The 26,713-nt window shown below is 67.1% G+C and carries 21 protein-coding genes and 1 pseudogene; 10 read left to right on the top strand and 12 right to left on the bottom strand.

Annotated features, from left to right (window positions below; all coding sequences use genetic code 11):
• Positions 1-50: 50 nt before the first annotated feature.
• Positions 51-1,418, bottom strand: a complete 1,368-nt coding sequence (locus tag ACM0O9_RS18120) for an amino acid permease (RefSeq protein WP_053500677.1) — start codon at positions 1,416-1,418, stop codon at positions 51-53.
• Positions 1,419-1,500: 82 nt separating this feature from the next.
• Positions 1,501-2,223 (bottom strand): helix-turn-helix transcriptional regulator, encoded by a 723-nt coding sequence (locus ACM0O9_RS18115; protein ID WP_005418296.1) that lies wholly within the window; start codon positions 2,221-2,223, stop codon positions 1,501-1,503.
• Between the two features lie 158 nt (positions 2,224-2,381).
• Here ACM0O9_RS18115 and ACM0O9_RS18110 point away from each other — a divergent pair.
• A pseudogene (locus ACM0O9_RS18110) lies at positions 2,382-4,415 on the top strand (catalase); the annotation flags it as partial.
• Between the two features lie 22 nt (positions 4,416-4,437).
• Positions 4,438-4,914, top strand: a complete 477-nt coding sequence (locus ACM0O9_RS18105; protein ID WP_072168595.1) for a hypothetical protein — start codon at positions 4,438-4,440, stop codon at positions 4,912-4,914.
• Positions 4,915-4,923: 9 nt separating this feature from the next.
• On the opposite strand, the gene ACM0O9_RS18100 is transcribed toward ACM0O9_RS18105, so the two are convergent.
• A complete protein-coding gene (locus ACM0O9_RS18100; protein ID WP_065196927.1) occupies positions 4,924-5,664 on the bottom strand; it encodes an alpha/beta fold hydrolase in 741 nt (246 codons plus the stop codon).
• A gap of 176 nt (positions 5,665-5,840) precedes the next feature.
• Between ACM0O9_RS18100 and ACM0O9_RS18095 the strand changes: the two genes are divergently transcribed.
• On the top strand, positions 5,841-6,344 hold the full coding sequence (locus ACM0O9_RS18095) for a hypothetical protein (protein WP_231114061.1): 504 nt from the start codon (positions 5,841-5,843) through the stop codon (positions 6,342-6,344).
• 14 nt (positions 6,345-6,358) lie between these two features.
• Complete coding sequence (locus ACM0O9_RS18090) at positions 6,359-6,649, top strand: hypothetical protein (protein ID WP_032954416.1); 291 nt, start codon at positions 6,359-6,361, stop codon at positions 6,647-6,649.
• 89 nt (positions 6,650-6,738) lie between these two features.
• Here ACM0O9_RS18090 and ACM0O9_RS18085 read toward each other — a convergent pair whose 3' ends face one another.
• The gene (locus tag ACM0O9_RS18085; RefSeq protein WP_095378358.1) at positions 6,739-8,865 is read right to left on the bottom strand and encodes a methyl-accepting chemotaxis protein; all 2,127 of its coding nucleotides are present in this window, start codon (positions 8,863-8,865) and stop codon (positions 6,739-6,741) included.
• Between the two features lie 233 nt (positions 8,866-9,098).
• Between ACM0O9_RS18085 and ACM0O9_RS18080 the strand changes: the two genes are divergently transcribed.
• Together ACM0O9_RS18080 and ACM0O9_RS18075 are read left to right on the top strand one after the other, a co-directional pair.
• Positions 9,099-10,061 carry a L,D-transpeptidase family protein gene (locus ACM0O9_RS18080; protein ID WP_414604048.1) on the top strand — a complete coding sequence of 321 codons (963 nt, stop codon included), beginning with the start codon at positions 9,099-9,101 and terminating at the stop codon, positions 10,059-10,061.
• A gap of 4 nt (positions 10,062-10,065) precedes the next feature.
• Positions 10,066-10,746: a M23 family metallopeptidase gene (locus ACM0O9_RS18075; RefSeq protein WP_164093586.1), complete on the top strand. Its 681-nt coding sequence runs from the start codon at positions 10,066-10,068 to the stop codon at positions 10,744-10,746.
• On the opposite strand, the gene ACM0O9_RS18070 is transcribed toward ACM0O9_RS18075, so the two are convergent.
• The 5 genes from ACM0O9_RS18070 to hflK form a co-directional block, all read right to left on the bottom strand.
• Positions 10,676-11,344, bottom strand: a complete 669-nt coding sequence (locus ACM0O9_RS18070) for a hypothetical protein (protein ID WP_095378356.1) — start codon at positions 11,342-11,344, stop codon at positions 10,676-10,678. The genes ACM0O9_RS18075 and ACM0O9_RS18070 overlap by 71 nt on opposite strands.
• A gap of 132 nt (positions 11,345-11,476) precedes the next feature.
• Entirely contained in the window at positions 11,477-12,769 is a 1,293-nt protein-coding gene (locus tag ACM0O9_RS18065; protein WP_005418326.1) for an adenylosuccinate synthase, read from the bottom strand.
• Between the two features lie 274 nt (positions 12,770-13,043).
• Positions 13,044-13,229: a DUF2065 domain-containing protein gene (locus tag ACM0O9_RS18060; protein WP_005414170.1), complete on the bottom strand. Its 186-nt coding sequence runs from the start codon at positions 13,227-13,229 to the stop codon at positions 13,044-13,046.
• A gap of 67 nt (positions 13,230-13,296) precedes the next feature.
• The gene (gene hflC / locus ACM0O9_RS18055; protein ID WP_005414169.1) at positions 13,297-14,160 is read right to left on the bottom strand and encodes a protease modulator HflC; all 864 of its coding nucleotides are present in this window, start codon (positions 14,158-14,160) and stop codon (positions 13,297-13,299) included.
• Entirely contained in the window at positions 14,157-15,290 is a 1,134-nt protein-coding gene (gene hflK, locus ACM0O9_RS18050; protein WP_005418335.1) for an FtsH protease activity modulator HflK, read from the bottom strand. The genes hflC and hflK overlap by 4 nt, the downstream gene beginning before the upstream one ends.
• Before the next feature lie 153 nt (positions 15,291-15,443).
• Between hflK and ACM0O9_RS18045 the strand changes: the two genes are divergently transcribed.
• Together ACM0O9_RS18045 and pilH are read left to right on the top strand one after the other, a co-directional pair.
• Positions 15,444-16,439, top strand: coding sequence for a YhdH/YhfP family quinone oxidoreductase (locus ACM0O9_RS18045; RefSeq protein WP_188239623.1), 996 nt, complete (start codon positions 15,444-15,446; stop codon positions 16,437-16,439).
• Between the two features lie 88 nt (positions 16,440-16,527).
• Positions 16,528-16,899, top strand: a complete 372-nt coding sequence (gene pilH, locus ACM0O9_RS18040; RefSeq protein WP_005410644.1) for a twitching motility response regulator PilH — start codon at positions 16,528-16,530, stop codon at positions 16,897-16,899.
• Positions 16,900-16,979: 80 nt separating this feature from the next.
• Here pilH and ACM0O9_RS18035 read toward each other — a convergent pair whose 3' ends face one another.
• On the bottom strand, positions 16,980-17,867 hold the full coding sequence (locus ACM0O9_RS18035) for a DnaJ C-terminal domain-containing protein (protein ID WP_005418339.1): 888 nt from the start codon (positions 17,865-17,867) through the stop codon (positions 16,980-16,982).
• Positions 17,868-18,128: 261 nt separating this feature from the next.
• Between ACM0O9_RS18035 and ACM0O9_RS18030 the strand changes: the two genes are divergently transcribed.
• Both ACM0O9_RS18030 and ACM0O9_RS18025 read left to right on the top strand, forming a co-directional pair.
• On the top strand, positions 18,129-18,611 hold the full coding sequence (locus ACM0O9_RS18030; protein WP_005418341.1) for a peroxiredoxin: 483 nt from the start codon (positions 18,129-18,131) through the stop codon (positions 18,609-18,611).
• A 29-nt stretch (positions 18,612-18,640) separates the two neighbouring features.
• Positions 18,641-19,216, top strand: a complete 576-nt coding sequence (locus tag ACM0O9_RS18025) for a ferritin-like domain-containing protein (RefSeq protein WP_065178220.1) — start codon at positions 18,641-18,643, stop codon at positions 19,214-19,216.
• 115 nt (positions 19,217-19,331) lie between these two features.
• Here ACM0O9_RS18025 and pbpC read toward each other — a convergent pair whose 3' ends face one another.
• Positions 19,332-21,713 carry a penicillin-binding protein 1C gene (pbpC, locus tag ACM0O9_RS18020; protein ID WP_414604245.1) on the bottom strand — a complete coding sequence of 794 codons (2,382 nt, stop codon included), beginning with the start codon at positions 21,711-21,713 and terminating at the stop codon, positions 19,332-19,334.
• Positions 21,714-21,762: 49 nt separating this feature from the next.
• On the bottom strand, positions 21,763-26,670 hold the full coding sequence (locus tag ACM0O9_RS18015; RefSeq protein WP_414604246.1) for an alpha-2-macroglobulin family protein: 4,908 nt from the start codon (positions 26,668-26,670) through the stop codon (positions 21,763-21,765).
• Between the last annotated feature and the right edge of the window lie 43 nt (positions 26,671-26,713).

Raw genomic sequence — 26,713 nt, 5'->3', positions numbered from 1 at the left:
AGAAACCACGGCAACCGCGGCCGACCGTAGGGTGGGTTCTACAGCGGCAGTCACGCCTGGCGCATGCGCCGTGCGATGGCGCTGCCGGCGGCAATCGTGGCGGTCAATGCCACCATCGACAGGAACTGCAGGCGGGTGTGCGACTCACTCAGCAGCAGGCCGAAGATCAACGCCAGGATCGCCAGCGCGCAGCAGGTCAGCCACGGGAAACCGGCCATGCGGAACGGCAGGCGGGTACCCAGGCGATCGGCGCGGCGGCGCAGTACCAGCTGCGAAACCAGCGACAGCGTCCACACCAGCAGGCAGGTGGAACCGACGATGTTCAGCAGCACCGGCAGCACCCGGTCCGGGAACAGCAGCTCCATCACCGTGGCCGCAAAGCCGAACAGCACGCTGGCCAGCACGGCGATGACCGGCACCTGCCGCGGATCGGTCCAGCCCAGCACGGCCGGCGCTTCGCGGCGCTGCGCCAGCGAATACATCATGCGCGAGGCGCCGTAGAGGTTGGCATTGAGTGCCGACAGCAGCGCGATCACCGCGATCAGGGTGATCGCAGTGCCGGCGCCCGGAATGCGCGCGATGTCCAGCACGGCGGCAAAGGGCGACTTCAGTGCTTCGCTGGTCCAGGGCACCACGGCGATGATCACGCTCAGCGAGCCGATGTAGAACACCAGGATGCGCCAGGCCACGGTACGGATGGCACGGGCGATGCTGCGTTCGGGATCTTCGGTTTCGGCCGCCGCAACGGCAACGATTTCGGTGCCACCGAAGGCAAAAACGACAACCAGCAGCGCCGCACCGATCCCAGCCAGGCCCTTCGGTGCGAAACCACCGTGTTCGGTGAAGTTGCTCAGGCCAGGTGAGGTGACCTGCGGCAGCCAGCCCATCAGCAGTGCCACGCCGATGGCAATGAAGGCCAGGATCGCCGCCACTTTCAGGATGGCGAACCAGAATTCGAACTCGCCGAAGTTCTTCACCCCGAGCAGGTTGATCGCAGTGAAGAACAGCATGAAGGCCAACGCAGCCATCGGCACCGGCACCACCGGCCAGACCGTGGCAAGCAACCCGGCCGCACCCACCGCCTCGGCGGCGATCACGATCACCAGCTGCACCCACCACAACCAGCCGACCGTGGCGCCAGCGGTGGCGCCCATGGCATCGGCGGCGTACACCGAGAACGCGCCGCTGGTCGGTTTGGCCGCCGCCATCTCGCCCAGTGCGTTCATCACGATGATCACCAGCGCGCCAGCGACCAGATACGAGACCAGAACCGCCGGACCGGCCGCCTGCACACCCACGCCCGAGCCGAGGAACAGGCCGGCGCCGATGGCACTGCCCAGGCCCATCATGATCAGCTGGCGGGGCTTGAGCGAATGTCCGAGGCGGGACGGCGAAGCGGTCGGAATCGAATTGGGCATCGGCGGGGCTGGCGGCGGGCTACAGGGGCGACACCTTACCCTGTCCCAGGCCCGCGGGGATAGGCACAGCGCAGCAGGGGGCTCAGGCCAGTGCGGGCTCGCCGACGTTGCCGCCGATCCGGGCGCGATAGGCGCGCGGCGAGAAACCGGTTTCAGCCTTGAACTTGCGGGTGAAGGCGCTCTGGTCGCTGAAACCGCAGGCCTGGCCGATGCAGGCAATGCTGTCGTCGCCATGCAACAGGTGCATGGCCATCTGGATCCGCAGCCGGGTCAGCACCTGCTGCGGGGTCATCTGGAACACCTTGCGGAAACTGCGCTCCAGCTTGGACAGCGAAAAGCCTGTGATGTCCAGCAGGGTCTGCATGCGCACGTTCTCGGCGTAGTGCGCGTTGAGGTGGGCCAGCGCCAGCCGCAGCTGCTCGTACTGGGCGCCCAGGCTGTCCTTCTGGCCCAGATCGCGGGAAATGCCGATCAGGCCCTCGATGGCCCCGTCGACCAGCAGCGGGCGCTTGCAGGTCAGGCACCAGCCCGGTTCGCGGTTGGCGAACAGGTGCAGCTCCATCAGGTTCTCGATCACCTCGCCGGACAGCACGCGGGCGTCCTGGTCGACATAGTCCGCGCTGAGGCCGGTCGGGTAGATCTCGGCCGCTGTGCGCCCGATCACGTCCTTGCGTGCGCGCAGGCCCAGCCGTCGCAGCATGGTCTGGTTGACGTGGGTGTACCGCCCCTGGCGGTCCTTGATGAAGAACAGCACGTCCGGGATGGCGTCGAACAGGGCTTCGATGTCGGCGGGCTCGACTCGCATGGAGCAAGCATACCCGAGCCTGCTTTTGCCTGTACGTTCACCTCTGCCGGACCTCGGTTTAACGGGGCTGGTTCCAGTGTCGTGGTTCCCTTGATGATCCGGAGCCCCCCATGGCCGCCAGCAAGCCGACCGGCAAGCGCGCAATCGAAAACCACCACCGCGGCAATGGCGATGAACTGCACCCGCGCGCCGGCGGCAGCCACCCGGCGATGACCACCGATCAGGGCATCCCGGTGGCAGACAACCAGAACTCCCTGCGGCAGGGAACTCGAGGGCCCACGCTGCTGGAAGACTTCATCCTTCGCGAGAAGATCACCCACTTCGATCACGAACGCATTCCCGAGCGCATCGTGCACGCACGTGGCAGCGCGGCACATGGCTACTTCGAGTTGACCCGGTCACTGGCCGCCCATACCCGCGCGCGTATCCTGACCGAGGTAGGCGTCAAGACGCCCGTGTTCACCCGTTTCTCGACGGTAGCCGGCGGCGCGGGCTCGGTGGATACCCCCCGCGACGTGCGCGGCTTCGCGGTCAAGTTCTATACCAAGGAGGGCAACTGGGATCTGGTTGGCAACAACATTCCGGTGTTCTTCATCCAGGACGCCATGAAATTCCCGGACCTGGTGCATGCGGTGAAGATGGAACCAGACCGTGCGTTCCCGCAGGCCGCCTCAGCCCATGACACCTTCTGGGACTTCATTTCGCTGATGCCCGAGTCGATGCACATGATCATGTGGGCGATGAGCGACCGCGCCATCCCGCGTTCGCTGCGGATGATCGAAGGCTTCGGTGTGCACAGCTTCCGCCTGCTGGACGAGGCGGGCGAGTCGACCTTCGTCAAATTCCACTGGCGACCCAGGCTGGGCATCCAGTCAACAGTCTGGGACGAAGCGTTGAAACTGCAATCGGCTGACAATGACTTCCATCGCCGCGACCTGTTCGAGGCCATCCAGCGCGGTGATTTCCCCGAGTGGGAACTGGCGGTACAGCTGTTCACGGAAGAGGACGCCGAGGCATTTCCGTTCGATCACCTGGATCCGACCAAGATCATCCCTGAATCGCTGGTACCGCTGCAGGTGATCGGGCGCATGGTGCTGGACCGCTGGCCCGACAACTTCTTCGCTGAGACCGAGCAGGTGGCGTTCTGCCCGGCCAACGTGCCGCCGGGCATCGACTTCAGCAACGATCCGCTGCTGCAGGGCCGCCTGTTCTCCTACCTGGACACCCAGCTGCTGCGCCTTGGCGGCCCGAACTTCCACCAGATCCCGGTGAATGCTCCGAAGTGCCCGCTTGCCAATCATCAGCGCGATGGCCACATGCAGATGCAGGTGCCCAAGGGCCGCGTGGCCTACGATCCCAGCTCGCTGCAGGAGGACTCGCCGCGCGAGACGCCCGCAGGTTTCCGCAGCCACGCCAGCGCCGACGATGGCCGCAAGGGCCGCACCCGCGCGGAGAGCTTCGCCGACCACTACAGCCAGGCCCGGATGTTCTTCCGTAGCCTTGAGAAGCCGGAACAGGCGCATCTGGCATCGGCACTCGTGTTCGAATTGTCCAAGGTGGAAACACTCAAGGTGCGGGTGCGTACCGTCAGCCACCTGCGCAACATCGACGAATCACTGGCACAGCGCGTAGCTGATGGGCTCGCGTTGCCTGCACTGCCCGACCCCGCGCCGACCGCCACGCCGGTGCAGGACATGCCTGCCGCTCCCGAGGTGCGCGTGATCGGGCGCAACAAGCCCACCCTGCAAGGGCGCAGCATCGGCATTCTGTTTGATGAGGGCTCCGACGCGCGCGTGATGGCCAGCCTGAGCAAAGCGGCCCGGAAGGCGGGTGCAGACGTGAAGCTGGTCGCGCCCAAAGTAGGCGGCGCCACGCTGAGCGATGGGGCGATGCAGGCGGCGGATGGGCAACTGGCGGGCACGCCATCGGCTGTGTTCGATGCGGTGGCTGTGGTGCTCAGCCCGGAAGCCGCGAAGGCCTTGTCGAAAGAGAGTGCAGCCGTCGAATTCGTCAGCCAGGCTTGGGCACACCTGAAGGCCATCGCCAGCGACGCAGGCGGCCAGACGCTGCTGAAGGCGGCGCGGGTCGGCAACGATGCCGGCATCGTCGAAGCGGAAGACGCCAAGGCCTTCCTGGCGGCGGCCGCCACCCGCCAATGGGCGCGTGAACCGAAGCTGCGCCTGCTGGCCTGACTACTACGACAGGAGATCCGTCATGCCCCGTGGTGACAAATCCGCATATACGGAGAAACAGAAGCGCCAGGCCGAGCACATCGAGGACAGCGAGCGCGAGCGCGGCGCAAGTGAAGGGACTGCCGAGCGCATCGCCTGGGCCACCGTGAACAAGCAGGACGGTGGCGGCAAACGTAGCGGCAGCGCACGCAAGGGTACGAAGAAGGCCGCGAGCAAGAAGGCGGCCAGCAAGGCGCCTGCCAGGAAGTCAGCCGCAAAGAAGGCCACGACCAAGGCGACGGCCGCGAAGAAGGCGCCTGCGAAGAAGGCGGCGGCAAAGAAGGCACCGGCTCGTAAGACCGCCACCAAGAAGGCCGCAAAGAAGACAGCGGTCAAGAAGGCCGGTACAGCCGCCTCGCGCAGTGCTGCAGCGAAGAAGGCGGCCAAGACCCGTGCGGCGAAGAAGACCGTGCGCAAGGTGGCGGCCAGAAAAGCGGCACGTACCCGCGCCCGCAGCTGAGCGCATCGTTCAACGCGGCAACGTCCTCATCCACGCGGCCACTTCGGCTGCAGCTGCGTCGGCACGCGCCTGCAGCAGCAGATGTGGCCCCTCCAACGACACATGGCGGGCATCGGGCAACAGGGCCTGCAGCTCGGCCACGCTGGGCGGCCACAGCAGGCGGTCATGGTACGCGTGCAGGCACAGCGTCGGCACCTGGATTGCTGGCAGCAATGCACGCACGTCGACCCGCAGGGTCGCTGCGGCGCGTTGCCGCAACGTGCTCGTCGGAGTCCTGGCCAACGCTTCGCGCAGCATCGACGTGTGCCCGCGGGTGTACCACGGCCCCAGCAACAGGCGCGCCAGCAATGCCACGGGAGGCAGCGGCCAGGCCGGCGACAGCAGGGCTGCGCTGGCTGCCGGCAGTGGCACCGGCCGACGCGCAAAGGTCGCTGCAAGCACCAGTCCGCGCAGCCCGGTGGGATGGCGCGTGGCCAGTTCAACAGCCAACGGGCCCGAGAAAGACTCGGCGAGCAGGATGAAGGGACGACTGGGCAGCTGCGACCACAGCCGTTGGGCAAGCGTGGCGTGATCCTGCGGTCCCTGCGCGGGCAGCGTGATCGCCTGCGTTGTCAGACCGTAAGCCTGGAGTGCCGACAGGAACGGGGGCGACAGCCTGCTGGAGCCATCCAGACCGGGCAGCATCAGCACGTGCTGCGGCGCGGCCGATGCAGGGAAAAAGATCGGCGTTTCCTCGCTCCCGATTCCCATGCCACCTCCTTTGCCGGCAAGCATCACCCGCATCGGCAGGCAACGGAACCCCTGCCCAGGCTGTCCTGCTGCTTTGCCGGCCAATGTTGGGCAATACTACCCGCTCTGCCGCGGGACGCGGCTACCCGGGAGAGCCGTTGATGCGATGGACCTGCGCGCTGGCCATGATGGCCATGATGCTGCCACTGAACAGCTCCGCCAGCGATGGTTGGATAAATGGGGATGGCAAGGCGTTGACGGAGACCGATGCCATGAAATCCAGCGGCGGCTTCGCGGCATCGCTTCTGGTCACTTCCGATGCCGACTGGCGGGCCAAGTGGGAGACCCCGCCGGAGACCACTCCCGGCTTCAACGAGGCCAACGAAGTCCACCTGGGCGGTGAGTTGTTCCTGCTGACATTCCTCTCCAACCCGCAACTGGACGAGAACCGCGTACCCAAGGTGCACTGCGATCTGCGCATGCTGCGCCCGGACGGCAGTACCAGTATCGACGAACGCGATGTTCCCTGTTTCACCGCCGCCCTGACCGGCCCGCCAAACCTGCTGTACATGACCAACCTGCACCTGAAGTTCGTCGCTGAGGCCGGTGATCCCAAAGGCACGTGGACTGCGCAGGTGGTGGTCCGGGATCTGCTGCGGAAGGTGAGCCTGCCGCTGCAGGCCCGCTTCGACGTCCGTTGAACCGGGGCATGCGGATGAAGATGCGGCGACTCCTGAGCTGGACCGGTCTTGCGCTTTGCGTGGTCTACCTGCTGTTGACCGCATGGCTGGTTCACGGCGCGCAGTCGGAGGGGGACCCGAAGGGTACCTATATCCTGATGGCGCTCCCCATCACCCTGCAGTCTGCCGCACTCGATGCCATCGGCGCAGGCGGCCTGCTGCGTGGCAAACCCTGGTCGACCGCATATGCAGTGCTGGTTCCGCCGACACTGCTGTTGCTGTACGCCGCCGGCTGGCTGATCGAACGCTCAGCCCGCGGGCGCTAGCCCGCGGCGTCGGTCCGGTGGGGTGCGTCGACGCCCTGCATGCGGGACATCGCAGGCAGGGCGCCATCCAGTATCCAGTTACAGGTCGCTTACGCCGCCCGCGCCGGCATGACCGGCATGCGCGGCCCCTGCTCCAGCTGGAATACCGCCACTGACGTGGTCAGTGCATGCGCCTGTTCTTCCAGCGCGCGGCTCGCGGCAGTGGCTTCTTCCACAAGCGCGGCGTTCTGCTGGGTCACCTGGTCCATCTGCACCACCACCTGGTTGACCTGCTCGATGCCGGCGGCCTGCTCCTTGCTGGCCGCTGCGATGTCGCTCATCAGCTGGGTGGTGCGCGAACTGGCCTGCGCCACGCGTGCGATCGCGGCTTCCGATTCAACGGTCACCGCCAGGCCACTCTTCACCTTGGAAGCGGCGTCCTCGATCAGTTCCTTGATCTCCTTGGCGGCGACACCGGCACGCTGTGCGAGCGTGCGCACTTCGCTGGCGACCACGGCAAAGCCACGGCCCTGCTCGCCTGCACGCGCAGCTTCCACTGCGGCATTCAGCGCCAGGATGTTGGTCTGGAACGCGATGCCGTCGATCACCGTGGAGATTTCCGAGATGCGCGCCGAGGATTGATCGATTTCGCCCATCACCGATGCCATCTGTGCCATCGCCTGCTCGGTCTCGCGCACGGCGGCACCGGCGGCATGCGCTTCGCTGTCGGCCTGACGCGCCAGTTCGGCGTTCTGGCGTACGGTGGAGGTCAGCTCCTCCATCGACGCGGCCGCTTCTTCCAGATTCGCGGCCTGCTGCTCGGTGCGGCGCGACAGGTCGTTGTTGCCGGCGGCCAGTTCCTGGGCCGCGTTGTTGATGCTGTCGGCAGCCACCTGGATGCCGCGGACAATGCCGGTCAGCTGCGCGGTGGTGGTGTTGGCATCGTCGCGCATGCGCGCAAACACGCCGTCGTACTCGCCCTCCATGCGTGCGGTCAGGTCGCCATGCGAGATCGCGCGCAGCACGTCGGAAACATCGGCGATGCTGGCCTGCGAACTGGCCATCATGCCGTTGAGGTGCTCGACCATCGTCTTGAACTGGTACTGGAACGCAGCGGCATCGCCACGCATGCTGAAATCGCCGGCGCGTGCGGCACGGGCCAGTTCATCGATCTGCGCGTTGATCGCCATCAGGCTCTGCTTCACCGCCGCCAGGGTGCGGGTCAGCGTGCCCTTCTCACCCGGGTAGTCCGGCAGGTCGCGGCTGAGGTCACCCATGGCGTAACGCTGCATCACCTCGGCCATCAGCAGTTCCACCTGCACGTGCGATTCGACCAGGCTGTTGGTGGCCTGCACCATGCGGCCGAAATCACCGGGGAACGCGCTGGCGTCCATGCGATAGCGGATTGCGCCGGCCTCGTGCTGCTCGGCCATCTGCAGCTGCGCGCCGATCGCCGCCTGCACACTCTGGCGCACGCTGGCCATCGCCTCGCCCAGCTGGGTCAGTTCGTCACGGCCGCCGAGGCGGAATTCCTGATCCAGCTGGCCCTTGGACAGGCGCTCGGCCAGGTTCACCGCGCGCGCCAGCGGACCGGTCAGGCTGCGGCCGATCATCACCGAGGCACCGATGCCCACCAGCAGCGCGACGCCGCCCAGCACCAGCAGCTGCAGCAGGCTGCGCTCGCCCAGGCGGATCGCCTCGGCGGCAGCCTCACGGCTTTCCTTCTCCTCGAAGTCCACGCCATCGGACAGCGCCTTGTTCCAGCCGTTGGCGGCTTCCTGCACCGGCCCCAGGGTCAGCGCCACGGCGCCCGGGTAGTCGCCCTGCTCCATCAGTTCGCTGGTCTGCTTGTTGAGCGGGCGCGCGATGGCACGCTTGGCCGCGATGGTTTCCGCGATGGCCTTGCCCTCCGCATCGCCTGGCAGTGCCTGGTAGGCGGTCCAGCTGGCCTCATAGCGCTTGACCAGATCGGCAATGCGCTTCTCATCGCTGCCGCGGTCTTCGCCTTGGCGGATCAGCATCTCGCGGCGCACCACCATCATCTGGTTGTTGGCGTCGAGCATCTGCGACAACAGGCGCACCTTGGCCACGCTGACGTCGACCACCTGCTGCATCGCGCGCTTCTGCACGACGCTGGCGGTGGCGCCGGTGGCCACTACGGCGGCAACCAGCAGCAGCAACAGGCCAAAGCCCAGCCCAAGACGCCAGGCAACCCTGACGTTCCTCAAGTAGTTCATGGGGGTATCCAAAACGGGGGGATGTGGCCTTATCGGCGGCACGGCAGGCAATCTTGATCACCGCCCATCGACGGCGTCGGCCACCGTTCACCTTGGTGAGTCCCCGTCCCAGCGGCACCTGCCGGTGCCAGCCGGCGGCAATGACATGCCTGCTCATGCGGGCATCAGATCCCTTTCACGGCGGCCCGGCGCCCCCTGCGGGCAAGGTGGCGGCGTACCTGCTGGAGATCCCAATGCGCTCATCTGTGTCTCGATCCACCCTGCTCGCCATCTCGCTGCTGGCGTCGCCGGCCTTCGCGCAGGCGCCGCCGCCCAACCTGCCCGCCCCCATTGCCGAGAAGGCTGGCCCGGACACCGCAGTGCGCTCCGCACTGCATGCCCAGGTGCTGCTGGATCGTGCGAACTTCTCTCCGGGCCAGATTGATGGTGAGGTAGGCAGCAACCAGCGGCGGGCGGTGTCAGGCTTCCAGACGGCACACGGCCTGACCGTAACGGGTGAGCTGGACGACGCCACCTGGAAGGCTCTGCAGGCCGATACGATCACGCCGCTGGCCAGCTACACGCTGACTGCTGAGGATGTCGCCGGCCCGTTCCAGCCGATACCGAAAGGACCCGCCGCCCAGGCCAAGCTGAAATCGCTGGGCTACAGCAGTGTGGAAGAAGCCCTGGGCGAGCGCTTCCACGCGTCCCCAGAGCTGATGAAGATGCTCAATCCCGGCGTGGATCTGACCAGGGCTGGCAGCCGCATCCAGGTCCCCAACATCGCCCCGGCCGCATTGCCGAAGGCAGCCAAGGTGGTCGTCAACAAATCCGACTCGACCCTGCAACTGCTGGATGCCCAGGGCAAGCTGATCGCGCAGGTGCCTGTCTCATCCGGCAGCCAGCACGACCCGTTGCCGATCGGCGAATGGAAAATCCTGGGCGTGTACCGCGACCCGCCGTTCCACTACAACCCCAAGCTGTTCTGGGATGCCCGCAAGGGGGAAAAGAAAGCCACGCTGCCGCCCGGCCCGAACAATCCGGTCGGCCGGGTCTGGATCGATCTGTCCAAGCCGCATTACGGCTTGCATGGCACGCCTGAACCCGGCCACGTGGGCAAGACCGAGTCGCATGGCTGCGTACGCATGACCAATTGGGATGCACTGCGCGTGGCCGACGCAGTGGACACCTCGGTGCCTGTCGTGATGCAGGAGTGAGTCGATGCGTCTTTCGCAACTGATCGTGCTGGGTGTTCTGCTGGGATTGGGTGCAGGTTGGTGGCTGCACCGCGATATGGATGAGCCGGTGACCGACGCGCTGCCGGAAGCGCCATCGACGGTGGCCGCCGCGCCGGTGACGGAACCGGCAGCGCCAGGCGCAACAGCCCCACCCGCCTCCACCGCGCCGCCGGCCGCCCAGGCTGCCGATGCACCGTCCGGCTTGCTGCTGCCGGTGCAGGGCATCCTGCCCTCGCAGCTGCACGACACCTTCAGCGATGCACGCAGCGAGGGCCGCGTACACGATGCCATCGACATCATGGCCGATGCAGGTACGCCGGTGCTGGCGGTGGCCGATGGCACGGTGGAGAAACTGTTCGACAGCGAGCGCGGTGGCCTGACGATCTACCAGTTCGAGCCCAGCGGGCATTGGTGCTACTACTACGCGCACCTGCAGCGCTACGCCGATGGCCTGGCCGAGAAGCAGGTGATCAAGCGCGGCGAGGTGATCGGCTACGTCGGCAGCACGGGCAACGCCAGCGCCGAGGCCCCACACCTGCATTTCGAGGTGCATGTGCTGGGGCCGGAGAAGCAGTGGTGGAAGGGAGAGTCGATCAATCCCTATCCGCTGCTGAAGTCGGCAGCGATGATGCCCGGCGCTGCCAGCGTCGCAATGCCACAGTAAAGACGGCCAACGCAGCTCCTGGAATCATCAGCAACAGCGCCGCCATCTTCCAGAAGAAGAACGGCCACAGCCAGAGGTAGTCGAGGTCGGTCAGCTTCAGCACGTCCATCGGCGGCAGCAGGTCCACCGAGGCCGCACGGCCGGCCAACGCCGGATCGACCTCCAGCACGGTCAGCCGCAGCGAGGAACGGCCTCGCGGCAGTGCGTCACTGCGGCCGTAGCCGAAGTACGAGGCGGCGAACCGGTCTCGCTCGACCGATTCCAGTGCGCGATGGATCTCCGGATCGGTCACCGCCGAGCGGCTCTCCGCGCGGAACTCGGTGCGATCGGTTGGGGTTTCCGCGCGCAGGCGCAGCTCGGGATCGACCGCCGGATCGGCGCCGTCATCCGCATAACGCAGACGCAGTCGCAGCGGGTCGTCGATGAAGCGGTACACCGTGATCTCGGCGGTCGCGCCCGGCTGCAGCACCAGCGGCAGGGTCTGCGTGCGCGAAGCCAGGTAATTGGCGAGCGCGCCCAGCACCAGCACGATGCAGGCCAGCGTCCACAGGCTCCACAGCAGCCACAGAGTCACCCGTGCGACCGTCTCGCCCTTCATGCCGAAGTCTCCGTCATCGCTGCGCTGCCCTGCCGGCTGTGCCGCCACAGTACCGAAAACGAAAAAGCCCCGCTTGCGCGGGGCTTTTCCTTCAGCAACACCAGGCAGGGCCCAGCGCTACCGGTCTCTCACTCAGGCAAACGGATCCTGCAGGACCATGGTGTGGTCGCGGTCCGGGCCGGTCGAAACGATGCTGATCGGGCAGCCGGCCAGTTCTTCCAGCGAACGCAGGTAGGCGCGTGCCGCCGGCGGCAGCTCGTCCCACTGGGTGATGCCGTGGGTGTTCTCGCTCCAGCCCGGGAACTCCAGGTACACCGGGGTGCACTCTTCCCAGCCCTGCGCATCCAGCGGAGCATATTCGGTGCGCTTGCCGTTGTATTCGTAGGCGATGCAGACCTTCAGCTTTTCCATGCCATCGAGCACGTCCAGCTTGGTGATGCACAGGCCGCTGATGCCGTTGATGGCCACGGCGCGCTTCAGTGCGACGATGTCCATCCAGCCGCAGCGACGCGGGCGGCCGGTCGAGGCACCGTACTCAGCGCCGCGGTCACGAATGCCCTGGCCGACTTCGTCGTCCAGTTCGGTCGGGAACGGGCCACCGCCGACGCGGGTGGCGTAGGCCTTGGCGATGCCCAGCACGTAGTCGATCGAATCGGCGCCAACGCCGGAACCGGCCAGCGCGCCACCGACGGTGGTGTTGGAGCTGGTGACGTACGGGTAGGTGCCGTGGTCGATGTCCAGCAGCGCGCCCTGCGCGCCTTCGAACAGCACGCGCTTACCCTGCTTGCGCAGGTCGTGCAGGATGCCGGCCACGTCGGACTTCATCGGCTGCACGTATTCGCCGAAGGCCAGCGCCTCGTCGAAGGTCTTCTGGAAGTCGACCGCATCGGTGTTCAGATACTTGGTCAGCACGAAGTTGTGGTAATCCAGCGCGGTGCGCAGCAGTTCTTCCAGCTGCTTCGGGTAATGCAGGTCGGCGATGCGGATGCCGCGACGCGCCACCTTGTCTTCGTAGGCCGGGCCGATGCCACGGCCGGTGGTGCCGATCGCCTTGCCACCGGCAGCGCGTTCGCGCGCCTGGTCCAGGGCGATGTGGTACGGCATGATCAGCGGCGCGGCCGGGGAGATCTTCAGGCGCGAACGTACTTCCACGCCGGAGGCTTCCAGCTCGGCGATTTCCTTCTGCAGCGCGGCCGGCGAGATCACCACGCCGTTGCCGATCAGGCACAGCGCGTCGTCACGCAGGATGCCCGACGGGATCAGGTGCAGGACGGTCTTCTTGCCGTTGATGACCAGGGTGTGGCCGGCATTGTGGCCACCCTGGAAGCGCACGACGGCGCCGATTTCCTCAGTGAGCAGATCGACGATCTTGCCCTTGCCTTCATCGCCCCACTGGGCACCCAACACTACGACAGACTGACCCATGACGGGCTCCTCGATTTGTTGCGGCCATCGGGGCCGCGGACGGGTAAACCGTGGCGGGGCTGGCCAGCACCTGGAGGGCGGCTCCAGACGGGGAGCGGCCGGCGATGGAAGGCCCAGACACGGAAAAAGCCGAACGGGGAGGCCCGTCCGGCTTTTGTGCATTATCCGGGTTTCCGGGGTCCGCTGCCACCTTTCCGACGGACGGCTTCACCCACCGGTCAGGGGACCGAAATGGGGTCAGATCCCTTTCCTGCGGAAAGGGATCTGACCCCTGCTAATGCCTCACCCACCACAGCAGGCTCAGGCCGGCCAGCAGCACCAGCCCGCCGAAGCTGCGCAGGGCCGGGCTGGGCAGGTCCAGCAGCCGCTCGGCCATACGCTTCCAGGCGAACGGCGCCACGAACAGGAACAGGCCTTCCAGCACCGCGACCAGGCAGACGGCGGCGAACAGATCTTTCATGGGGAACTCCGGAAAAAGCACGGGGCCCGGCGTCTGGCCGGGCCCCGTGGGGTAGTGCCCTGCGACCTCAGCGGTCGTTCTTCAGGTACTGCAGGAACGGGTCGTTCTTGTCGAGCACGATCACGCCATTGCCGTCGGTCATGGAGCCACGGTAGGCCTCCAGGCTGCGGTAGAACGCATAGAACGACGGATCAGCCGAGCCAGCCTTGCCGTAGATGCGGGCCGCCTCGGCATCGCCTTCACCGCGCAGGCGCTGTGCATCACGCTCGGCCTCGGCGATCAGCACGGTGCTGTCGCGGTCGGCCTGGGCACGGATGGTCAGCGACTGCTCCTCGCCCTCCGCACGCAGCTTGGCCGCTTCCTGCTTGCGCTGGGCGCGCATGCGCTCGTACACGTCGTTGATCACCTGGCTGTCAGTCGGCAGGTCCACCTGCTTGATGCGCAGGTCGATCATCTGCATGCCGAGGCCGGCCACCGCCTCGTTGATCCCCTTCAGCTGCTCGGCGATCAGCTCGCTGCGGTCGCCGGACACCAGCTGCTGCAGGGTGCGCGAGTTGATCTGGTTGCGCAGCGAGTCGGTGATGATCGGTGCCAGGCGGGCATTGGCGATGCGCGGATCGCCGCCGGTGGCACGGAAGTAGTCACCTACGTTGGAGATGTAGCCGATGGCGAAGAAGTCGACGCTGACGTCCTTCTGCTCGGCGGTGAAGTAGCGCGCCGGCGCGGTGTCGAGCACCTGGAAGCGGCGGTCGAAGACCTTCACCGTTTCCACCACCGGCACCTTGAAATGCAGGCCCGGCTTGATGTCCGAACGCACCACCTTGCCCAGGTTCAGCACCATGGCGGTCTGGTCCTCACGGACCACGTACACCGAGCCGAGCAGGCCCAGCACCACCGCCACGATCACGGCGATCCAGATAGGACTCTTCATCGGCTGCCCTCCTCACGGCCGCTCGGTCGCCCGGTCGGGCGGCCCACCGGCCGGCCCGGATCACGGGAAGCTTCCACCGCTGCACCCGGCAGCGACGGCATCACCACGTCCGGGTTCGCCACTGCGGCCGGGGCCGAGGTGGTGGGACGGGTATCGCCGGTCATCGGCACGTAGATCAGCTGGCGGCCATCGCCGCCGATCACCTTGCGGTTCTCGCTAAGCACCTGCTGCACGGTCTCCAGCCACAGGCGCTTGCGGGTCACTTCCGGGGCGTCCTTGTACTGGGCCTGCAACAGGCTGAAGCGCTGCGCGTCACCCTCGGCCTTGGACACCACGGCCTGCTTGTAGCCTTCGGCGGTGGTACGGGCGCGCGAGGCCTGGCCCCGGGCTTCCGGCACGACCTTGGCAGCGTAGGCCTGGGCCTCGTTGATCAGGCGTTCCTTGACCTGCTGGGCACCGTTGACCTCGTCAAAGGCCGGCTTCACTTCTTCCGGCGGACGGGCGTCCTGCAGGGTCAGGCCGGTCACGGTCAGGCCGGTCTTGAACGCCTTCAGCAGTGCCTGCAGGCGCTCCTCGGCGGCCACGGCCAGCGGGCCACGGTTGTTCAGCACGGCGTTGAGGTCGGCACGGCCGACTTCCTCGCGCACCGCGCTCTGCGCCGACTGCTCCAGCACCTGGTTGGCATCGACGGTGCCGAACAGGTACTGCTGCGGGTCGTCGATGCGGTACTGGACGTTCAGCGAGACGTTGACGATGTTCTCGTCGCGGGTGAGCACCGGCACCTGGATCGAGAACGTCTTGATCTCGGTGGCGTTGACCTTGGTGACCGATTCGATCGGCCACGGCAGCTTGAAGTTCGGACCGGGCTGCAGGATGCGCGAGAACTGGCCGAAGCGCAGGACCACGCCACGCTGCTGTTCGCCGATCAACTGGAAGCTGGAGAACAGCACCAGCAGCACCACGGCCGCCACCACCCAACGCACGATGCCGCCGTCGAACAGGTCCTTCAGCGGCCCGGGCAAACCGCCCCAGCCACCACCATTGCCACCGCCGCGTGACCCGAACGGCCCGCGTCGATTGTCCTCGGGGCCTTGTCCGCCCTTGTTGCCGCCGGGTGTATTCCAGGCCATGCACGCTCCATCAAGATGTGGGCTGCGGCGCGGGCCCTTCCCGCGGCGCCAGCCGTGAAACCATTACCGATCATACAAGATGGGGCGGATCGGCAGGATCGAAAGGGGGGCAACGGGGTAAGGTGGCGTTTTCCTCGAAGTCAGGCAATGCCGATGGCCCCCACCCCCCCGTTCACCGCCTTCCGCATCGAAAACGACGACGCCGGTTACCGCAGCGGCCTGGCCCAGCTCAAGGTCGAAGACCTCAGCCCCGGCCAGGTTCTGATCCGCGCCAGCTGGTCCTCGGTCAACTACAAGGACGCCCTGGCCGGCACCGGCAAGGGAAAGATCCTGCGCCGCTTCCCGCTGGTGGGGGGCATCGACGTAGCCGGCACCGTGGTCGCCAGCACCGATCCGGAATGGCGTGAAGGCGACGCGGTGCTGGCCACCGGCTGCGGCCTCAGCGAGACCCGCGACGGCGGCTACAGCCAGTATGTGCGGCTGGAATCGCGTGCGGTGATCGCCCAGCCGACCGGGCTGAGCCCACGCGAGGCGATGGTGCTGGGCACCGCCGGCTTCACCGCGGCGTTGGCGCTGCTGCGCATGCAGGACAACCGGCAGAGCCCGGAACTTGGACCGCTGGCGGTCACCGGCGCCAGTGGCGGCGTCGGCGCGCTGGCACTGTCGATCTTCAGCCGCGCCGGCTACACGGTGCATGCGATCAGCGGCAAACCCGACCAGACCGGTTTCCTGCACGCCATCGGCGCCACCGAGGTGCTGCCGCGTGAGGCCCTGGCCGACACCGGCCCACTGCAATCGGCGCGTTTCGGTGGGGGCCTGGACAATGCCGGCGGCGCCATGCTCGCCAGCCTGCTGGCGCAGACCGCGCCCTACGGCAGCGTGGTCAGTGCCGGCCTGGCGGCCAGCCCGGCGCTGGACATGACCGTGATGCCGTTCATCCTGCGTGGCGTGTCGCTGCTGGGCGTGTCCTCGGCCAATGCGCCACGCGGGCTGCGCGAGGATGTCTGGGCGCGGCTGGGCAACGAATGGAAACCGCAGCACCTGGACCGCATCTGTACCGCCGAGGTTGGCCTTGATGGCCTGCCGGCCGTGTTCGAGCGGATGCTGGCGGGCGGCTCGCTGGGCCGCACCGTGGTGCGGATCGACTGAACGTAGCAGGCAGGCGACGGACGGCAGATGCGCCCCTCCCGCCGGTAATGAGCCCGCACTACACTGCGGGCATTACATGGGGAACAACATGGCACGCATTCTGATCGTCGACGACTCACCGTCGCAGCTGTTGGGGATACAGCGCATCGTCGAGAAGCTCGGGCACCAGATCCTGACCGCCACCGATGGCGCCGCCGGGGTCGAAACCGCCAAGGCCGAGCTGCCCGACCTGGTCCTGATGGACGTGGTGATGCCCAATCTCAACGGCTTCCAGGCCACCCGCACCCTCGCCCGCGACGAGGCAACCCGGCATATTCCCGTGATCCTGGTGACCACCAAGGACCAGGATACCGACCGCATGTGGGGCATGCGCCAAGGCGCCAAGGCCTACATCACCAAGCCGTTCTCGGAAGACGAGCTGTCCGAAGTGCTGGAGCGCGTGTTCGCCGGGCAGGGCTGAGACGCGCGCGGTAGTGCCGGCCGCTGGCCGGCAATGATGTGTGATTGCCGGCCAGCGGCCGGCACTACCGGAAGGCGTGCTCAGATCGTCTCGCCAAACGCCTTGGCCAGGTTCCGGTAGGCCTTCTTCTGCGCCTCGTCGGTCGCGGCCGGGGCCACGATCTCGATCTCGACGATCTGGTCGCCATCCGGATTGCCCGGCAGGCCACGCCCGCGCAGGCGCAGCTTGCGCCCGGCATCGGAGTCGGCCGGGATCTTCAGTTCCACCGCGCCGCCCAGGGTCGGCACGCTGATGCTGGTGCCCAGCGCGGCCTGCCACGGCGTGACCGGCAGGGTGTAGAGGATGTTGCGGCCATCGACCTCGAACTGCGGGTGTGCGGCGTACTCCACTTCCAGCAGCAGGTTGCCGCCATGGTTGCCCTGCCCCGCCAGGCGGATCACCTGGCCCGGACGGATGCCCTTGGGCACGCGCACGTCCAGCTGCTTGCCGTTGACGGTGATGCGCAGGCTGTCGCCGCTGTAGGCCGCTTCCAGCGGTACCGACAGCTTGGCGCGGGTGTCGCGGTTGGGCGCATGGCCCTGGCTGCTGAATCCCGGGCCAGGGCCGGCACCGCCGCGCTGGCGCGCGAACAGGCTTTCGAAGAAGTCGCTGAAGCCGCCGTTGGCGCCACCACCCCCGAACACTTCCTCGAAGTTGAAACCACCGGCGCCGCCGTAGTTCGGCGGCACGTTGAACTCCTCGCCCGGGCGATAGCCCTGCGCGCGCAGCTGGTCGTAGGCCGCACGCTTTTCCGGGTCGCGCAGCGCCTCGTAGGCCTCGTTGACCGCCTTGAACTTGTCTTCGGCCCCGGCCTCCTTGCTGACGTCCGGGTGGTACTTGCGTGCCAGCCGGCGGTAGGCGGTCTTGATCTCCGCCTCGCCCGCGCTCGGTTCCACCCCCAGGGTGGCGTAGTAATCCTTGAATTCCATCCAGCTACCTCGATCTGCTTCGGCCGCGCCGGTGGCGCCGCCCCGGGTTCATTCTACGCGCCGGCGATGCTACGCCGTCGCTCGTGCGGCCCCGGTGAGGCCGACTGATCCTGCGCAATGCGGTTGCCATCGCCCTGCCCCAGGCTATGGCTGGAAGCCCGCTCCGCAAAGCCTGAAGATGGGCCCTGCACGCCGGTTTTCCAATGTCTTGACGTCCCTGTCCCATCCGGCCCACTACGCTGCCCCAGCAAGGAGTTCCCCATGACCATCCATGTCGGCGACCGCATTCCGGAAGTCACCCTCAAGCGCATCCGCGAGGGCATTGAAACGCTCGATACGCATTCGCTGTTCGACGCGCGCAAGGTGGTGCTGTTCGCTGTGCCCGGCGCGTTCACGCCGACGTGCTCGGCCCGCCACCTGCCCGGCTACGTCGAGAAATTCGAGGCCTTCCGCCAGCGCGGCATCGATGTCTACTGCATGGCCGTCAACGACCCGTTCGTGATGAAGGCCTGGGCCGCCGATCAGCACGTGCCCGACGGCCTGCTGATGCTGTCCGACGGCAATGCCGAACTGACCCGTGCGCTCGGCCTGGAGCTCGACGCCAGTGCCTCGGGCATGGGCATCCGCTCGCGCCGTTTCGCCCTGTTCGTGGTCGACGGCGTGGTCCGCGCCGCCTGGGTTGAACAGCCCGGTCAATTCGAAGTGTCTTCGGCCGACTACGTGCTGGAGCACCTGCCCACCTGATCTCCCACCGCAAGAGGAAACGGCCAGCCATGTCCAGCAAGCCAGCCAAAGCCCCCAAGCCCACCGCGCAGATTCCCGGCATCAGCGAGCGCACGGCCCTGCGCCAGCGTGCCCGGCGCAACATCGAGGATGGTGCGATCACCGACAGCTACAGCGCCGACCGCAAGGTGGTGATCAAGCTGCTCAACGACGCACTGGCCACCGAGTACGTGTGCGTGCTGCGCTACTACCGGCACTACTTCATGGCCAAGGGCATGCTGGCCGACGCGGTGAAAGCTGAATTCCTTGAACATGCACAGCAGGAACAGGCGCATGCCGGCAAGCTGGCCGAGCGCATCGTGCAGCTCGGCGGCGAGCCCGACTTCAACCCGGATACGCTGACCGCGCGCTCGCATGCCGAATACAAGGAAGGCAGCGACCTGCGCGACATGGTCCGCGAGAACCTGGTGGCCGAACGCATCGCCATCGACAGCTACCGCGAGATGATCAACTTCATCGGCGACCGCGATACCACCACCAAGCGCATCCTCGAAGAGATCCTGGCACAGGAAGAGGAACACGCCGACGAGTTCGCCGATCTGCTGGATGGGTGGATCGGGGAGTGATCCGGTAGATGCCCACCCTGGTGGGCGCCTTTGCCGCGTGCCAACCAAGGTTGGCACCTACCAGAGCACGGCGGTGTCGTTGGCGCTGGACCGCGCGCCGCGCATTGCCCGGCGCCTACCGGAGGACAGTGAACCGTACCTGCGTCCACGCGCCGTCTGCGGCCAAGGCGGTCAGGGTATGCGCACCGGGATCGGCGAACTCGCGCTGCATCAACTGCGCGCCGTGGGTCTGCGCGATCCAGCGGCCGTCCAGCAACCAGTCCACCGCCTGCTCGCTGCCCAGCGCGCGCAGCTGCAGGCGCACGCCGTGTTCCGAATTAGGCGCGCGCGCCAGCGTGGCGCCGTCATTGAGCCCGTCCACATGCAGCGCGACGCTGGCCTCGCGCCCGTCGTCGCGGCAGTCTGGCGACAGTCCCGGCAACTGCGAAGCCTCGCGCGTGGCCTTGGGCAGCCACGGTGACAGCAACGCCGGCCAGCGCGCGATCTCGCGGGCGACTTCTTCGTGCGGCAAGCGGCAATCAGCAGACACGCGCAGTCCGCTGCGGGCATCGGCCAGGTAACGCTGCCGGCCCGGCTGCCAGCGCCGCGCCTCGCGTTCGGGGAAGGTCGGCGGTGCGGCGCCATCGAGCAGGTAGGCTGGCATCCGCCGCTGGCACAGTGCGGCCGGCAGTCCCTCGGCACGTTCGCCAGTGGGCCAGCAGATGTCTTCCTGGCTGACACTGGCCGGCATCGGCGCGGCCGCCGAATCACCACGCTGGCGCGGCAGGCTGTCCACCACTTCGAACATCAGCGGCAGCGCGGTGACCGCGCCGTACTGGCCCGGCAACGGAGTACCGTCCGGCCGGCCCACCCACACGCCCACCGTGTAGTGGCGGGTACTGCCGATCGCCCATGCATCGCGGTACCCGTAACTGGTGCCGGTCTTCCACGCCACGCGCGGGCGGCCACCGACATCGAACGTCCCGGCGCTGTACCCCGGGCGCGGGTTTGATTCGAGCATCTCGCGCACGATCCAGCTGGCGCCCGGCGAGGCCAGGCGCCGCTCGATCATCGGCTCGTCGTCGGTGTAACGCACGCGGCCGGCGATACCGCTCCGGTTGAACGCGGCGAACGCGCCGACCAGGTCTTCCAGGCGCGCGCCGGTGCCGCCCAGGATCAGCGACAGGTTGGGCGAACTGCCCGGCGGGAAGCGCAGTTGGATCCCGGCGTGCGACAGGCGGGCAGCGAAGCGCGCCGCGCCGACCCGCTGCAGCAGATCCACCGACGGCACGTTGAGCGACAGCCGCAATGCGCTGGAGGCACCGATGGGCCCATTGAAGGCCATGTCGAAGTTGCCGGGGCGGTAGCTGCCGAAACTCTGCGGTGCATCGACCAGAAGGCTTTCCGAATGGATCAGGCCATCGTCCAGCGCCATCGCGTACAGGAACGGCTTGAGCGTGGAGCCTGGCGAACGCCAGGCCTGCACCATGTCCACGTGACCCAGCCGCTGGCGGTCACCGAAGGACAATGTACCGACATAGGCGCGTGCCTGCAGGGTCCGGTTGTCGACCACCAGCAGGGCCGCCGAGGTACGCTCGGGCAGCGTCGAGAAGTAGCTGGCCACGCGCTCTTCCAGCGTGCGCTGCAGGCCGATGTCGATGCTGCTCTGGATGCGTGCCTGGCCCGGATGCGCCGAGTGCAGGCGCTGCGCCAGCAGCGCGGCGTGCAAGGGAGGGCGTAGCGAACGCGCCACCACGTTCTCGACGCGCGCATCCTCCACTTCTTCCGGTGTCCACGCGCCCAGCTCGGCCATGCGTGACAGCACCTTGTCGCGCGCCTTCTGCGCAGCTTCCGGATGGCGGTCCGGGCGCAGCCGGCTGGGCGCCTGTGGCAGCACCGCCAGCAGCGCAGCCTCGGCATGCGACAGCTGCGCCGCCGGCTTGCCCAGATAGGCCCAGCTGGCCGCTTCCACGCCTTCGATGGTGCCGCCGTAGGGTGCACGCTCCAGGTACAGGGCAAGGATCTGCTGCTTGCTCAGGTGCACCTCAAGCTGCACCGCACGCAGCATCTGCTTCAGCTTGCCCCACGGGGTGCGTGAGTGCGGATCAAGAATGCGCGCGACCTGCATGGTCAGGGTCGAACCGCCGGACACGATGCGGCCGCCGCGCAGCAGCTGGCCGCTGGCCCGCAGGATCGCCAGCGGGTTGATGCCCGGATGGCGCCAGAACCAGCGGTCTTCATAGGTCAGCAACGCCTGCAGGTACAGCGGTGAGACGCTGTCGATCAAGGCTGGATAGCGCCACACGCCCTCGGCATCGGCAAACGCGCGCAATGGCGTGCCGTCGGCAGCCACCACCAGGGTGCTGGTATCACGCTGCTTCGGCAGCGGCGGCGGGAAGGCGAAATCCAGCACCAGCAGCAGCGCCAGCGTAGCGGCCATGCCCCAGCGCAGCCATGGCCACAGCGGCCGCCACCGGCGGCGCAGGGCCGCCAGCCGATTCGTCATCGTGTTCTTCATTGCGGGTTGCCAGCAGGACGGGCCGCGCCGTCGCGGCCCGTCCGCGCGGTCACGGCTGTACCACCGTGATCGTGGTCGGGTTGCTGCGGCCGACGCCGCGCAGCTGCGGCCGGTACATGTCCTCCACCAGCGGCGGCGGCACCGAGTAGGTTCCCGGCGTCACCGCGCGGACCAGGTAGAACACGTTGGCCTTGCTGCCACGCGAGAGCTTCAGCGCGGCCACGTAGCGGTCGTCGCGGAACTCCTCGTGCTTGGTATCGGCGGCCTCACCACGGTCGCTGATGGTGATGCCATCGACCACCACGTCGGCCCACTGCTTGGCATCGCCCAGGTTGAAGTTCTCGATCTCCAGGCCCGCCGGCAGCAGGTCGGTCAGCAGTGCATCGGGCATCGTGGTGTCGGCGGTGACGGTGACGCGCACGATCAGCGCTTCGCCTTCCTTCAGCGGGCGCGGCGACCACGGCTTGCCATCGGTACCGAAGTAGCTACGTTCAATACCCACTACGCTGTTGTCCGGTGCGGGCGCACTGCGCGGGATGCCGGCCACATCAATGCTGGCGAACATCGGCGGCTGCCCCTGCGGGGTGAAGCGCACGCCGCTGGCCAGCTCGCTGGCGCTGAAGTTGCGGCCGAACAGCTTGCGCTCGCCGATGGCTTCGGTGCTGCCACCGATCACCAGCTCACCGGCCACCAGCGCCTTCTGGTTGGCGGCCAGGGCCTTGCCGAGGCGGGCAATCGCCACCTGTTCCTGCGTGCTCAGCCACATCCAGCCGGCATTGCGGCGCGCATCCAGGCCACGGCCAAGATCCACCGCACGCGCATCCCAGGCGGGCTTGGCCAGCTTGTTCTCGTGGGTCAGCGCGATCATCAGTGCATCATCGCGGATCGCACTGCCGTAGTCGCCGAAGTACGACGGACGTTCGCTGCTGGACTTGGCGAAGGCCGCCGCCAGCGCGGCCTGGCCACGCTTGGCATCACCCTGCAGCGACAGCGCCACGCCCAGGTGGACCAGCGACAGGCCACCGACCGCCTTGCTGCGTTCGTTGTCGTACAGCGTGCGCAGGGTACCCAGCGGTGCACGATTGACCCGGGCCAGCACGTAGCCCGAATACGCCTGGTTGGCGAACTTCAGCTTCTCGCGATCCTCCTGGCCATAGAACTGATTGCCGCCGGACAGCAGATCCTCGCTGAGCCGGTTGAGCGCCTTCTGCAGCACGTTGTCGGGCACGGCGAAGCCGGCGTCCTTGGCATCAAGCAGGAACTCGGTGATGTACGGGGTCAGCCATGGGTTCACGTAGCCATCGTCACCCCACATCGAGAAGTTGCCATTGGCCACCTGCATCGACGCCAGGCGACCGAACGCACCTTCCATGCGCTCTCTACGGGTTTTGGCATCCAGGCCATCGGCGCCGAGCATCGACGAGGTGGCCTGGTCCAGGATCAGCGCGGCGTAACCCTTGCTGGTGGTCTGCTCGGCACAGCCATATGGATAGTTCAGCGCGCCCTGCAGTGCACTGGCGAACGGGATCGGCGGCAGCGGGCTGACCAGCAGGCGGGCATTCACCGACTCGGACATCAGGCCCTCGGTCAGGCTGTTGTCGAGGCTGACCGCGGCCAGCGGATCGAGCGTGCGCACCTGCGAACGCAGCACCTGCGGCCACGCCGCACGCACCGGCAGGTCGTAGCGGCGATCAGCCTTGAAGCCGTTGCCGTCCACCCGCACCCGCACCTTGGCCACGCTGTGGCCCTCGCGAGCCGACAATGGGAAGCTCAGCGTGGTCTTGGCGTCGGCATTCAACTGCACGCTGCGGCTGCCCTCGCCCAGGTTCAACGGGCCTTCGCTCTCCACCTTCACGTTGAACTGCCCCGGCTTGCCGGTGAAGTTCTGCACGTCCAGGGTCACGGTGCTGCGGTCGCCCGGGGCCAGCACGCGCGGCATGCTGGCTTCGGCCAGGATCGGGGCGCGCACAATGGTTTCCACGTCACGCTTGCCGTACTGGTCATCGCTGTAGACCAGCGCCGACACGCGCAGGGTGCCGTTGAAGTCCGGCACTTTCAGCCGGATGCGGGCATTGCCCTTGGCATCGAGCTGTACCGGGCCGGAGAACAGGTCCACGGTCTGCACGCGCGCGGTCGGGCGCTTGGCCTGCGGCAATGCCTGCAGCGCCATGTCGCCGCCGAACTTCAGCTTGCCGCTGCCACCATCGAAGCTCTCGATCACCCGGCTGTAGATGTCGTAGGCATCGATACCGAGGCGACGCTGGGCAAAGAAGTGTGCACCGGCATCGGGCACCGGGAAACGGGTGATGTTGAGGATGCCCACGTCCACCGCCGAAACGGTGACGTGCGCGGTCTTGCCGGCCAGCTGCGGCGCACTGACGGTTACCGGCAGGTCCTGCTCCGGGCGCATCTGCTTGGGCGCGACCAGGCCGACGGCCACCGTGCGGCCCTTGCGGTCCATCGGCACGTGCACCACGCCCACCGCGCGGGCCGGGGTGATCTTGCTCGGCGCACTGCCGCCACGGAACACCAGCGCGGTGATGTAGACGTCGTGGCGCTCCCAGTCGGCGGTGACCGGGATCTTGAAGGTCGAACCCGGCTTGGCCTCGATGTCCTGCACATACAGCATGCGGTCGGTCTCGACCATCAGGATGCCCTTGCCGGCGTGCGGCGGGGTCACCGTCACCTCCAGGGTGTCACCGGCCTTGTAACCGGTCTTGTCCAGGCCCAGCTTGACCTTGTCCGGGCGCGCATCCAGGCCACGGTTGTCATCGCCCCAGCTCCAGCCGGCACGGAACGGATAGCGGCTGGTCAGGCCGGTGGACGGATCGAACACGTCCACCCGGTACTCGCCCCACTCCACCGGGAAATCAAAGGCGACCGCGCTGTTGCCGGCATCGACGGTGCGGGTTTCCTTGTTCTCGAAACGGCGGGTGAAGTCGTAGTCCCAGCGGTTGTCGTTGAAGGTCCAGTGGTAGTCGCGCAGCTCGCGCACCAGGGTGATCTTCAGGCCCTTGGCCGGCTGCGGCGTACCAGCGGCATCCACGCGCATCAGCTCGAAGCGCGCGTTGCCGTTGGAATCGGCGCCATCGTCCGGGTTGAACAGCGGTCGCACGCCGACCAGCGCATTGGCCGGCCACATCACCCGCTTCAGGGTGCGGGTGACTGTGCGGCCGCCGGTTTCATACAGGCTGCCGGACAGCACCACGGCGATCGGCGCCTTGGCCTTGGCGGCCTCTTCCGGCAACGCCACATCCTCGCGCAGCTGGCCATTGGCCGGCAGCGTGGTGTCGATCACGTCCTTGGCCTCGCGCGGCAGCTGCAGGGTCGGGTCACCGAAGAAATAGCCCGGCAGGCCTTCCACCGGCTTCTGTTCGGCGGCCACCGCCATGCGTGCGGTGAAGCGGTTGCCATCGGCCGGTGCGCCATACAGGTAGGCGCCATTGGCCTGCAGGCGCAGGTCCTCACCCGGCTTCAGCGTCTTCTGCGCGCTGTCCAGGTCCAGCTTCATGCGTTCGGGCAGGAACTCCTCGATGCGCAGGGTCATGCCCTGGATCGCTTCCTTGCTGGCCGGGTCGGTGCGGAACTCGACCTGCCAGCGCCCGGTCGGCGCCTCGGTGGGGATCACCTGCTCGAAATTGATGTAGCCCTGGTCACCCGGCTGCAGCCGGGTCTCGCGGAAAGTCTTGCCATCGGGCTGCTTCAGGCGCAGGAACACGGGCTGGGCCTTGACCGGTTTGCCGTCGTTGTCACGCAGCAGCGCGGACAGGCGCACGGTCTCGCCCGGCCGGTACAGGTCGCGCCCGGACCAGGCATAGACATCGAACCAGGCGTTGTCACGGCCAGCCACGGCGAATTCGCTCAGGTCCAGCGCCGGCTGGTTGAACGGCAGGAAGCTGGTGTCCTTGCCACTGCTGGCGACCAGCACGTGGGTGGCATCCAGGGTGTAGTTCAGCAGCGCATTACCATTGCCGTCGGTGCTGCCCTTCAGCACCACCTCGCCCTTGGCGTCGAGCACGCGCAGGTCAATGCCCTTCAGTGGCGCGCCGTCCTTGAGACCGGCGGTGTGCACGAACAGCTTGTCCTTGTAGGCGCGGGTATGCAGGCCGATGTCGCTGACCGAGAAGAACGCGGTGTCGAACTCGCCTTCGTAGTCACCGGTACGCTTGAGCAGGGCGAAGTACAGGCCCGGCTCCTGCAGTTCCTTGATGTCCTGGGTGGGCAGGTAGGTCAGCACCCGCTCGTTCTGCTTGCCGCCAAGGATGAAGCGGTTGACGTAGACCGGCTCGGCCAGCTTGTTGATCGGGCTGCGCTCGTAGTCGCTGCTCAGCTCCCAGCTGCCACGGCGGCCGCCGCGCTGGTACTGGCTGAAGAAGGTCGGAAGATCCTTCTCGCGCACGCGCAGGAATTCGACGTCGACTTCCGGCACGTTCACCGAGACCACCGGCAGGCCACGGCTGTCCTTGGCAGGCAGCACGCTGCCCTGCGAGGCGAAGCCAACCACCGGCTTCAGCTCGCCGCTGAACACCTTCTGCTTCAGTTCCTTGCCCAGGCGGCTGCCATCGGCGGCCAGCAGGTCCGGCGAGACCACCAGGCTGAACTCCTTGCCGGCCTCGACAAACGGGTAGCGCAGGGTCAGGCCGTCATCGGACAGCGTCCAGCTGCTGTCCTCGGTGCCGACCTTCTCCTCGAAGCGCACCAGCGTGTCGAAATCCTGGGTGCCGACCAGCGGGCGCGAGAACTCCAGCGCCAGCGACAGGCCGTCATTCTTCTGGTCCGGGTAGGCCCGCAGCAGGGTGAATTCCTTCACCTGCTCGGCCTTGGTGGTGATCGCCTCGCCACTGGCCTTGGGCAGCTGCCCGCTGTCGTTGCGGCAGCCGGCCAGGCCCAGCAACAGGCCTCCTGCCAGTACCGCCGCCGCCCATCCCCACCGCTTCCGCCGTGCCGGACCGCTCATGTCGTCACTCCTTGATCGAGGTGGCCATTATAGGCAGGCCGCG

Source organism: Stenotrophomonas sp. FR012 (genome assembly GCF_047520565.2).
Classification (GTDB): Bacteria; Pseudomonadota; Gammaproteobacteria; order Xanthomonadales; family Xanthomonadaceae; genus Stenotrophomonas; species Stenotrophomonas sepilia.
The sequence above is the reverse complement of the archived record's forward strand: the minus strand, read 5'-3'. Positions and strand labels throughout refer to the sequence as shown.